Source organism: Moritella sp. (assembly GCF_033791185.1).
Taxonomy (GTDB): Bacteria; Pseudomonadota; Gammaproteobacteria; order Enterobacterales; family Moritellaceae; genus Moritella.
The window spans coordinates 1-11,438 of sequence record NZ_JASJHF010000274.1 but is presented as its reverse complement, the minus strand read 5'-3'; the positions used below and the strand labels follow the sequence as shown (position 1 = coordinate 11,438).

Below are 11,438 nucleotides of genomic sequence, written 5' to 3'. Positions count from 1 at the left end.
GTCACCTTGTACTAGCATTACGAAACAGTAGCTGATGAAACCCATTGCCATACCATTTGCAGGCGAAAAGGTTAACAAGCTAAATACCATGATAAAGAATACTGGAATGGCAGACTCTTTCTTCTCCCAGTTAATGCCAGCTAAGTTCTTAATCATATAAATACCGATAACAACCAGTGCCGGAGCAACAATCGCAGAAGTAAAAATTGAGAAAATTGGGTACAAGAACATAGACACTAGGAACAATACGGCCGCCGTTATCGCACTGATACCTGTTTTAGCACCCAACGACGAGGCTACTGCAGATTCAGAGTAAGCGGTAATTGACGTTGTGCCTAATATAGTACCAATAATGGTCCCGCCTGAATCAGCAATTAATGCCGATTTTGCGTTGGGTACTTTTCCGTCTTTTCCGATAATACCCGCGTCGCGGCCAACACCAACAATGGTGCTTAGCCCATCGAAGAAATCGACAATAAAGAAGATAACAACTAAGAAGATTAAATCACTTAGCTTTGGCATTGTCAGCTGTGATAAATCAAAGATGGCACCGAATGTTGGGGCTAAGCTTGGTGGCATAGAGAACACTTCAGTGGGTATGGTAATTAAGTTACTCCCCAGGAAGTGATCGCTTAATAAACTTAAAATAATCGACGAGATAAACGAAATAACCGTCGCAAGTTTCATGTCTCGGACTAAACAGCCAATCGCAATGAAGATGCTGACGAGAGCAATGAATACTTTCGGATCGTATACATCGCCCATGCTTACCAGAATAAACGGGTTACTAACGATGATGCCGGCATTTTTTAGACCCAGAAACGAAACAAATAAACCCAGGCCAACGGCAATACCGAGTTTTAAATCTTCGGGAATGGCTTCAATCATCACCTTGCGAGCCGGTGTTAAGCTTAAAATTAAATACAAACAGCCAGAAAGGAAAATAGCAAATAGTGCTTCATGCCAAAGTAATGAGATACCGCCACCGAGTAAGATAGCTTTAAAAAAGCCATTCATCGACATACCCGGTGCTAACATAATTGGATATTTAGAGAACGCACCCATAATGAATGTTGCGATAGCTGCAGACAACGCGGTAGCAGTAAAGACTGAGCCTTTATCTATCCCTTCGATGCTTCCTAAGATTGCCGGATTCACTGCTAAGATATAACTCATCGCTAAAAAGGTAATTAAACCGGCGTAGATTTCATTTTTTACAGTTGCGCCACGCGCAGACAGGAGGAAGTACTTGTCCATTAATAAACATCCATTACTATTAAGTTGGTTGATTTAAAATGACAATATTCCGAAGTATAAACTTGGGTAGGGGAACCATACCTGAAAAAAGGTACAATTATCCTGCTTCATTGTAGGTCTGAAATTTACGGTTTCAGAGTAGAGACTTAAGGCCCATATTGCCAAAATTATACAACGTCACATTGCTTGCGGGGCATCTTAAAGATGTTGACGCGCTTGTCAATTTTTTTGTGCTAGGTGAACATTTAAAACAGGGCTATATCTAGGGTATAAACAGCTGGTATTGTGATGGGGAACTACTACTTATAGGGCTTTGAAGAGATTTAGAGTTATAACAGGGTAATATTAAAGTTTTTTAAGGTAACTGACTTTGTGGTCAATATTTGAGCAGCTCGATAATATACTTTATGGCTGGATTTTTGAATGAAAAGTGGTGAACTTGATGTTAATTTGTGCTTCATCTTGTTTTAAAGTGCCAGAAACGAAAAATGGCGAGCCTAGGCCCACCATATCTATCAACGTTATAAAGTACTACTTAACGTTAAAAATAATTATTTTTTAAGTTCAGCAATTGCTTTCGTTAATTCGTCAACTTTAGCGTTTAGCGCGTCAACTTTAGTGCTATCAACACCTGAAATTTTAGTGAACACTTGGTTTACGCGTGTTTCTAAAACATCGGTAGAGATTTTTTTATCAGACAATTTTTCTTTTGCTGATTCTTCAATCTTAGTGCCTTTAGCAACAAGTTCTTCGAATAACGTTGAAGATTTGTCTGAAACTTTGTTTGCTTCATCAATGCTCTTACCGTATGCACCAAGACCTGCTAACCAAATGTTTTTAGCGATTTCGTCTTTGCTGCTCCAAAGTTTCTTAGCTGTATCAACTACGTTTAATTGTGTCATGGTTCTTATCCTTTCAGGGTGCGTTTCGATTTGATGCAGTCAGAATAGGGTTTTAAATTAGAAAATGCATACAAATTGTGGATTTAGTTTTACAGAAAAATAAAGCTTAATTTAGAATGGTTTTTCAGTCTAACTATGCTTCACTGAACTATAATTATCCAAGTAGGGTCGCGCTGGTTTTGCCTATATTTTAGTTTCTATGAATAGTGGCGAGTTACTAATTGAGCAGCTATCTTACTATTTGTAATCATATGTTGTTTTTTATGACCAGTTGCATTGTTATAACGAAAATTTAATTATATTCAACATCGGTTTATTGAGGATGGAGACTATAATCCGGCAGACTTAAATTTAATTGAGAGGCTAACAGTGGAATTTCAAATATTAATAAAAGATGGCTTGGCTCTTATCTCACGCGTAAAGCAAGAAATTAGCTTTATTCGCTCATCTAACTATACACAAGCAAGCTTAGATATCTTACACACAGCTTCGTTTAATTTGGAATCTGCTGCAGACTTGTTGAATTATGCCAATGAACTCGCTTTAAATAACAATAATATTGCAGGCGAGAAAGTATTGATTGCCAGTGATGCGATTAAAAAAGTACAGTCAATGTTAGCACGCAAGTTTGATGCCGAACTCGACTGCGAAAGCCAACCTTGGTTTGATGAGGTGACAACGAGCATTGGCATTTGTGCTTAGTTAATTATGTTTATCTTTGTTTTAAAAAGCCAGATGCATTTTGTGCCTGGCTTTTTTGTATCTGTAATTTGATATTAAAATCCATGCTATTTTAACACCAAAGAGGTGTGCTGTTCGTCATAATATGAAGTAAAAACACCCGCCAATGTAAGGGTGCGTAAGCATTAAGCAGGCGGTTCATTATTTCATGTTATTGTTTTTTTATTGATAAAAATAGGCTTATCGCTGATAGGGAATACGGTACTGTAAAATGGACTTTATGAAAAACTATGCACTACTTCACAGAGATATTATCGAACTTATCAAACGGGACGCCGAATATGGTGCTTATATCACTTACCAAGGCTTAACGTTTACCAGCGTGTTTCAACCCATTTTTGATCGCGAGCGTCATATATATGGTGTCGAAGCACTAGCTAGAATTTTTGATACTAATGGTACTACGGTTAACCCCCATGATTACTTCCAATCAATCAGTGATAATGATGAAGAGAGTGTTATTGCGACATTAATTTGTGCCATTATCCACATGTTAAACTTCTCTCGTTCCTGCTATTACGATAAAAAACTCTTTATTAATGTTACGCCGGTGATATTTGAGATCCTGTCTAATAGTGAAATTGCGGTTAATACTTTAATCAACGGATTGCAAAAAATTGGCGTATCACCGACGCAATTGGTATATGAAATCATTGAGTTTGAAGATCGCAATCTGGAATCGGTATTGAATGGGATACAGAAACTCGCTGATTTTGGCATTGAAGTCGCCATTGATGATTATGGTAGTGCTTATTCGACAGAAGCGCGAGTTAGAAGTATTAAACCTGATTATTTGAAAATCGATAAAAGCATTGTCGATTTGTTAGCGGTATTTAAGTACAGCAAATTTCATCACGCGGTGAATATTGGTCATGATATTAACGCCAAGACCATTGCTGAAGGTATCGAGACTAAAGCTGTGTTTGATCGCTGTATGGAATCTGGTGCGGATTATTTTCAGGGCTACTATTTGGCAAAACCCCAAAAATTAGCAAGATCGCAAAAGTTAGCAAAACCAGAACCGTTAGCCAAACACTCGGTTAAAGCGGAAATATAAAGTAACCATACTATTAGTCTTACCCGAAGGCTCGATTAATAGTATGGTTGTCCAATAGGCATTTATGCTTCTTTATGGCGCTCAGTTAAGCCAAAGTCATCTAAGATGCCATAGAAGGCTGGCAAGATGAGAATGATCAACAAGGTCGATGCGAGTAAGCCAAAAATCAGCGCCACAACCAGTGGGATGATAACCTGTGCTTGGATGCTTTGTTCCAGTAGTATCGGCATCAGTCCGGCTGCCGTTGTCGCTGTAGTGATTAAAATCGCACGAATACGGCTGGTCGTTGCATGTATCGCCGCTTGTCGAATGTCATTACTTATGGCTAAATTTTCTTTGATAAACTGCACCAGCAAGATGGAGTTATTTACCACGATCCCAGCCAATGAGGTAAAGCCCAGCATTGACGGCATGGTGAGATCATAATTCAACATGAAGTGACCCCAGAACACGCCAATAAGCGCTAGCGGGATCGCGAGCATCACAATGACAGGTTCAACATAGCTGCGGAACTGAAAACTCAATATTGCAAATACCACGAACAAACCAATCGAGAAACTCTTCATCATCGAGTTGCCGGTTTCTGCTGTTGATTCAACTTCACCACCAAGACGCACTTCAATACCGGGGTATTTCTGGGTCAGGATCGGCACAAAGTCTTTTTTCATCTGGGTCATTAATTCAACGGTATTGGCTTTTTCTTTGTCGATGTCACCTTTTAACGACATAGTGCGAATATTGTTAATGCGGTTTAGCTGACTGACACCACGCCCTGGTTCTACTTTTACAATACTGGCGAGTGGTACTTGGCTACCATCGGCTAAGGTAAACGGGAAATCTTCATAATAAGCTAGGTCAGAACGGAAACGCTCGGCCAGTCGCACATCTAACTCCACATTTTCACCATCAATCTGTAACTCATCGACGGTAATACCAAAGAATGCTGCCCGCAATTGCATGGCAATATCTTGTCCGGTCACACCAAAGGTTTCTGCACCGGGCAGTAATGACATGCGCAGTTCTGGTTTGCCGTCACGCAGATTGGAAATAATGTTGCTGACACCATTAAATTGGGATAGATAATTGCCCAATTCATTGCCGGCATCTTTCAAGGTCTGAATATCTGGGTGGCTGAGTTCTATATCAATAGCACGACCAGCGGGACCGATAGCTGGCTCACGAATGATCAGGTTGGTTACGCCCGGGATAGTGCCAATTTGTTGTTGTAATGAGCCTAAATAATCAGCCATACGGGTATCACGCTTTTCTGATGTCAGTAGGTCAACAAAGATAGTCGCGACATGTTCACCGCTTTCTCCCGCATCGGAGTTTTCACCACTTTGTACTGTGATATATTTTAATAGCGATTCGCCATCGGGCTGTTCGCCAAACTTGGCACTGGTGATCTTGATATCATTGCTAATACGAGATACGACGTTATCCGTTTTCTCTAAAGGGGTGCCTGGTGGCATCATCACGGTGATCTGAACCCAGTCTCCTTCCACTTCGGGAAAGGCTGAAAAGCGTAACAAACCACTGGACGCCAGTGATATGGTGCCAATAAACAAGGCGATAATACCGGCGGTAACTATATAGCGGCGGTCGATCACGAAGCCAATTACTTTTGGTAACATATTAAACTGAAAGTGCTCAAACTTGTTGTTAAAGCGGCCTTTAAAGCTGTTTTCATCAATGCTGTCATCAACATCTTTAACGGATGCATAAAGGTGATGTGGCAAGATTAAAAATGCTTCAACTAAGGACACACTCAAGGTGATCACTAAGGTTATCGGGATCACTTTAAGTACTTCACCCATGTCACCTTCAAGAAATGCCAGTGAACCAAAGATAGCCACTGTGGTTAAGAAGGAGGAGAAAACGCCATTTTTAACTCGGTTTACCCCTTTTACGATCCCAGCTAGTTTGTCTTCCGTTTTGGATAATTCATGGGCGACACTTTCGGATAGCACAATGGCATCATCCATCAAGAGTCCGATCGCGACTAACAGTGCCACCATCGACATCAGGTTTAAGCTGATCCCCACCAATGACAGTACATACATGCTGGCAAGGAAAGAAACCGGTAAGCCCATCGCCACCCATATTGCATAACGCCAAGGGAAGAATAACCACATGACTAAGAATACCAAGATGAAACCCTGCCAACCGTTTGACAGCAACAGATCGAGACGATCTTTGGCTACGGATGCCATGTCTTTGGTGAGAGAGAATTCGATACTATCAGGTGTTTTAAGTTTTTCATCTTCAATAAACTGCTGCACTTCTTCAAGCACATTAAGAGAATCATCGGCTTTCGATTTTTTGATATCGAGCATGGTGCCTTGTTTACCATTGACCGTTATCTTAGATTCGTCTAATTCAAACCGTTGAGTGATGGTGGCGATGTCTTTTAACTGTATTTTACTACCATCTTCATTACTCAATACAATGATGTCACCCAGTTCTCGCGGGGTATAACGTTGGGCATCAAAACGCAGTAAAATGGTACTACTTGGGGTATTTAAATTACCACTGGGCATCTTCACATTTTGTTTGCCGATTTGAGTGGCGACATCCTGCACGGAGACGTTGAGTTGACGCAATGCCAGCAGGTCGAGCTCAACTCGTAGTTGCGGATCAGAGAAACCGTTAATTTCAACTTGAGCTATGCCTTTTAAGCGTTTTAAACGACGTTTCACATCTTCGGCATACAGCTTAAGTTCTTGTTTCTCCATGTCACTGTAAATCACTAAACTGACGACATCATCGTAAGTCATCAGCTGTTTTACTATTGTAGTTTCAGCTTCTTCGGGGAACTGGTCAATGGCATCCACTTCGGTTTTAATATCCGAAATAAAGGTGGTGCCATTACCATCATGGGTCATTTCAGCCGTTGTGATTGCCACGCCTTCACTGGCACTACAGGTTAGTTTTTTAAGGTTATTGATACCATCAAGGGCATCTTCAATGGGCAAACAAATGGCTTGTTCGACATCCTCTGGGCTGGCGCCAGGATAGGGCACGGTAATTTGCGCTATGGTTACCGAGAAGTCGGGGAAGGTCTCTCGTTTCATATCTGGCAGTGTGATCGCGCCTAAGGCGAGAAACATTACCATGATTAAATTGGCAGCCGTAGGGTGCTTGGTAAAGAATTGGATCATTGTTATTTATCCTCAGTCCATACTGTTGGCGCTAGCTTTAAGCCATTGGCAACAGGGATAATATCGGATAATACAATTTGCTGACCAGCTTTAAGACCTGGGGCTTTAATTGCTGCTATCTGGTCACGAATAAACAACACTTCAACCTCTTGTAGTTGCAGCCTATTATCTTCATCGATTAGATATAAACGATTGTTATGCAACGCTTGTAGTGGCACGGTTAATTGCGGTAATGCTTGTCCATTGACGGTCACTTCAACAAACATGCCCGAGATAATCGGGCTGTCATTGGGATCATTACGTTTTATGAATTCAAGGAAATCAAAGTCAGCTTCAACGACTAAACCTGCGGTGCCTAAACGGGCATCTATTTCACCTAAAATACGGGTGACTCTACCTTGCCAGTGGGTTTCTGATGATGAGCTACGCAAAGTGATCTGTGCGCTTAAATTGGCAATGGCAATATCGGGTACTGCGTTGAGATTATCCAGTATTTCGCGGTCTTGTTTCAAACTGTGTATTAAACGGCTAAGTTGGCTGGTGGGCATTTTTGCTTCCACCTCTAGCTTGGATACGTCATGGGCTAAAATTAGACTGCTGCCCGTGGACACAAATTGTTGCAGCTCAGCGCTAACATCAATAATACGACCATCAAACGGCATGGTAATGATGGTGTGTTCTAAATCGAGTTTGGCTTGATCTATTTGGCTTTGCGCTTGCGATATTTGTGCTTCAAGGGAGCGCCTTAATGCCGGTATTTGTTTTACTTGGGCTTTTAAATCATTTAACTGTAGCTGGGTATTGTATAACACTCGCTCTTGTTGCTCTAAACTGGATGCCGAGATGGTGCCTTTTTTATTCAGTTTGATATTACGCTGATATTCTTTTTCTTCGAGGGCGAGGGTTTTCTGTTCGACTTGGTATGAACGTGTCAGGCGTTGCTTTTCAATATCAAGTTTTTCAACTTCAGAGTTAATATTGTCTAAATTGGCCTGTGCGGTATTGAGATTCAATTGGTAAGAGGTAGGATCGATACGGATTAATTCGACCCCGCCATTGATGAAGGTACCACGTTGTAATTTGTGGTTTTTATAAATTACCTTACCGTTCACTTCGGAAATGGCTTGCCACTTATTTTTAGCCACCACATTACCGTAGCCTTTTACCGCAGGGGCAATATGCTGCGTTTGGATATGACTCACATAGACGCTTTGTGCAGGCTCAATTACTTCTAATACAACGTCTTTTTTCATGATGGCATTATTGATCGCCATGATACCTAACCCTGTAGCAACGCCGATTGGTAGCCACAGTAGTTTAGATTTCTTCATTGTATTGCTCCGTCGTAATTGAGTTGATTAATAAGGTGAAGTTTTGTTGTGCTAATTGACGGTAAAACTGTGTGTCGATAGCGGTTGTTGTTAACTGTTGAATCAAAGGCTTAAATGCACAAGGAAAGATGCATAAACTGAGCATTTGTACGGTTAACATTTCTGGATCAAACTCCGGTTTTATGTCGCCTTGGGCCTGCAGTTTTGTGAACATATTTTTAATTAATCTGAAGGACTGTTGTGGTCCTTCTTGAATAATATGCGCTTTAATTTGCGGATTATCATTGCTGGTCATGTTACGTCTGACGATATGGTGTAAGCTTTTATTTTCTTGCATGGTGGTGTAGTACAGCAAAAATATATCATGCAGGTGCTGTACTTGTGGTTTAGCAACATAACGTTTAAAAATGTCTAACATTGGCTGACGATATTGCGACATGGCAGCGTGAAATAAACCTTCTTTATTCTGAAAGTAATAGCGGATCATCGCGGGAGTGGTATTGGCTGCCGCCGCCACCTTACGGGTGCTGACTTGGTTATATTCATGTTTGGCAAAGAGATCAAATGCCACTGTCATTAGATGTTGGCGAATATTGCTGTCGGAAGATTTTGTTGGCCTGCCTATATTACGAACTTCGGTTTCGCCTTTGTTATCATCTTCAGTATCGTTATGATCCATGTCTACACCATCATTAATTAATCAGTTGGATAATTCTGAACCTGTTTAGTTAAATTATCCAGATGATTAATTTTCCACTTTGGCGATTTTGAGTAAATTATTGTGCTTGCGTTTGATTTAAGTTTAGCTGTTTTTGCAATTTTTTTGTGAGACCTAACGACACAATTCGATAGGATTCTTTAAGGTAATACGTTAATTCTTCGTCAGTTTGTACTGAACTGTCGTAGTGTTGTATCCATTTCATGCCACGGGAGGCAAAGTAGGGGGCTGGTTTATAACCTGGCTGATCACTTAAAAAATCAAAGTTAAGATCTGAGGTTTTAAAAATAAACGCGGGCTGATTATCTTTGCCTAAACCACCTATCGCAAAAACCTTAGCGCCAATCTTCCAGACATGCGAATTGTTCCACTGCATCACATAGGTGGTTGCTGCTAGTGAACCGCAAAATTTATTGAATTCATCGTAAGTCATGAGCGGGTTCCTTGGGTTTTAAATTGGTCATTATTATTTCTATATCCTATAGATTGGCATAATAATGACTAGCTATAAACCTTCATTAGAGGAGCTACCTTGTTTTAACCAACATTGACTGGATCCTTATCTTTCCTATACTCAACATCTAAGCCCTATCATCAAAAGGGGGGGGATGATGAACATATCCACCTTACGGATTGCTGCTTGGAGGACGCTGCTGCTCGGACTATGCGCAACTTTTTTGTCTGCATGCAGTTCCGAGAAGATTATCGTCGCCATTGACGGTGGTCAAGGGAACGCAGACAGTATTGAATCTTCAATCAGTGCTGACGGTCACTACGTGGCTTTTACTTCTTTAGCTAGCAATCTGATACAGGACGATGACAATGGCAGTTCTGATATCTTTTTCCGTAAGATTAATTAGACTCGCCATAAGTGGACACAACTGGCACTTGAATGTGCTAGTTGTGTCCACTTAATATTTTCATCTCAGAGACCTGTACTTTTCTCCCCGCCTATAAAATCAAACCATAGGTAGAATCGATGCGATCAACAATCCTGCCATACAGTAGTTAAACATTTTAATTCGGTGTGGCACTTGTAATATTGTTTGTAGTTTTTTGCCTGCTGTCGTCCATAGACTTACTGACGGTACATTCACCAATCCAAAGATTAACGACACCAACAAAATATCTTGTTGTGCAGTCGATGAAGCGTAAACACTTATTGCGGTTAATGCCATTGTCCATGCTTTTGGGTTTATCCATTGAAAGCTTGCCGCCGCAAGGAATGTCATTGGTTGGTAATCAGATGCTGCGCTTGTCATTGCTTTACTTTTGGCTATCTTAATCGCTAAATAAACCAGGTAAATCATGCTAATGATACGCAATGTTTGTTGCACAATTGGATAGGCGGTAAATAATCCCATTAAGCCAAAACCTACTAAGATGACCATCATACTGAATCCAATAATAATCCCCAGCATGTGCGGTAGTGTGCGCATAAATCCGACATTTGCACCTGAGGTCATTAGCATAATATTGTTAGGTCCTGGTGATACAGTAGAAACAAAGGCAAATGTTATTAATGCTATAAGTTGTTGATATTCCATTTCATATCCATTTTAGTTGTTAAGGTCGATTGTTGTTTAGAGTTATTATGTTTAGTTGTATTTTAAGCGAGTATGCGGTAAATTTTGTGCCTATATTTATTGAAAATGATTAAAATACACAAGGAATGGTGGTTATGGATAGGTTTGACGAAAGGATCTTGCGTGAGCTGAAATTAAACGGCAGGTTGTCTAATGTCGAGCTTGCAGAAAGGATCGGGTTATCTGCTTCTGCGACATTACGGCGTGTACAAGAGCTCGAACGCAGCGACGTTATTCAGGGTTATCGCGCTGCGCTTAATGCTAAAAAACTGGGTATTGGTTTTATCGCTTACGTCACGATTGGTCTGTCTAGTCACAGTAAAAAATCACAGCATGGCTTTGAAGAACAAATCATGGATGTGAAGCAGGTGACCGAGTGCCACAATGTGACAGGTGCCAGCGAATATCTGTTGCGGGTCGAAACGGCCGATCTTACGGCTTATAAACGCTTTCACTCCGATGTACTTGGTGAGATCCCACAAGTAAATTCAATTACCACGCTGGTGGTGATGGAAACAGCCAAAGATGAGCGGGCTTAATACTTTGTTCGTTATTTTTTTGATTAATCCAATGTTCACATCGTTGTTCGCAATTTAAATTAGTATTGGATTTAGTTTTATCCGGTAATTATTCTGTACCTGTATCTGTATCTATATCAGCCAGAGATACTCACCTATTTATACTT

The 11,438-nt window shown here is 40.7% G+C and carries 11 protein-coding genes and 1 riboswitch; of the genes, 4 read left to right on the top strand and 7 right to left on the bottom strand.

Features of this window, described 5'->3' with window-relative positions:
• Window positions 1–1,257: NCS2 family permease (locus tag QNK26_RS15565; RefSeq protein ID WP_319224776.1), on the bottom strand; the 1,257-nt coding region annotated here is incomplete at its 3' end.
• Window positions 1,258–1,350: 93 nt separating this feature from the next.
• Window positions 1,351–1,452: riboswitch (purine riboswitch) on the bottom strand.
• Window positions 1,453–1,808: 356 nt separating this feature from the next.
• A complete protein-coding gene (locus tag QNK26_RS15560) occupies window positions 1,809–2,159 on the bottom strand; it encodes a phasin family protein (protein WP_101061098.1) in 351 nt (116 codons plus the stop codon).
• Window positions 2,160–2,528: 369 nt separating this feature from the next.
• Here QNK26_RS15560 and QNK26_RS15555 point away from each other — a divergent pair, with 369 nt between their 5' ends.
• Entirely contained in the window at window positions 2,529–2,861 is a 333-nt protein-coding gene (locus QNK26_RS15555) for a hypothetical protein (protein WP_319224775.1), read from the top strand.
• A 259-nt stretch (window positions 2,862–3,120) separates the two neighbouring features.
• A complete protein-coding gene (locus QNK26_RS15550) occupies window positions 3,121–3,957 on the top strand; it encodes an EAL domain-containing protein (RefSeq protein ID WP_319224773.1) in 837 nt (278 codons plus the stop codon).
• A gap of 62 nt (window positions 3,958–4,019) precedes the next feature.
• Here the strand turns inward: QNK26_RS15550 and QNK26_RS15545 are convergent, their stop codons facing one another.
• The 4 genes from QNK26_RS15545 to QNK26_RS15530 form a co-directional block, all read right to left on the bottom strand.
• Window positions 4,020–7,118, bottom strand: coding sequence for an efflux RND transporter permease subunit (locus QNK26_RS15545; protein WP_319224772.1), 3,099 nt, complete (start codon window positions 7,116–7,118; stop codon window positions 4,020–4,022).
• A gap of 2 nt (window positions 7,119–7,120) precedes the next feature.
• Window positions 7,121–8,449 carry an efflux RND transporter periplasmic adaptor subunit gene (locus QNK26_RS15540; protein WP_319224771.1) on the bottom strand — a complete coding sequence of 443 codons (1,329 nt, stop codon included), beginning with the start codon at window positions 8,447–8,449 and terminating at the stop codon, window positions 7,121–7,123.
• Entirely contained in the window at window positions 8,436–9,128 is a 693-nt protein-coding gene (locus QNK26_RS15535; RefSeq protein ID WP_319224770.1) for a TetR/AcrR family transcriptional regulator, read from the bottom strand. Before QNK26_RS15535 ends, QNK26_RS15540 begins: the two co-directional genes overlap by 14 nt.
• Window positions 9,129–9,225: 97 nt before the next feature.
• Entirely contained in the window at window positions 9,226–9,600 is a 375-nt protein-coding gene (locus QNK26_RS15530; protein ID WP_319224768.1) for an MmcQ/YjbR family DNA-binding protein, read from the bottom strand.
• A 244-nt stretch (window positions 9,601–9,844) separates the two neighbouring features.
• On the opposite strand from QNK26_RS15530, the gene QNK26_RS15525 reads away from it, so the two are divergent.
• The gene (locus QNK26_RS15525) at window positions 9,845–10,027 is read left to right on the top strand and encodes a hypothetical protein (protein ID WP_319224766.1); all 183 of its coding nucleotides are present in this window, start codon (window positions 9,845–9,847) and stop codon (window positions 10,025–10,027) included.
• Between the two features lie 99 nt (window positions 10,028–10,126).
• On the opposite strand, the gene QNK26_RS15520 is transcribed toward QNK26_RS15525, so the two are convergent.
• Complete coding sequence (locus QNK26_RS15520) at window positions 10,127–10,714, bottom strand: LysE family translocator (protein ID WP_319224764.1); 588 nt, start codon at window positions 10,712–10,714, stop codon at window positions 10,127–10,129.
• A 134-nt stretch (window positions 10,715–10,848) separates the two neighbouring features.
• Between QNK26_RS15520 and QNK26_RS15515 the strand changes: the two genes are divergently transcribed.
• Entirely contained in the window at window positions 10,849–11,292 is a 444-nt protein-coding gene (locus QNK26_RS15515) for an Lrp/AsnC family transcriptional regulator (protein ID WP_319224762.1), read from the top strand.
• Window positions 11,293–11,438 lie beyond the last annotated feature (146 nt).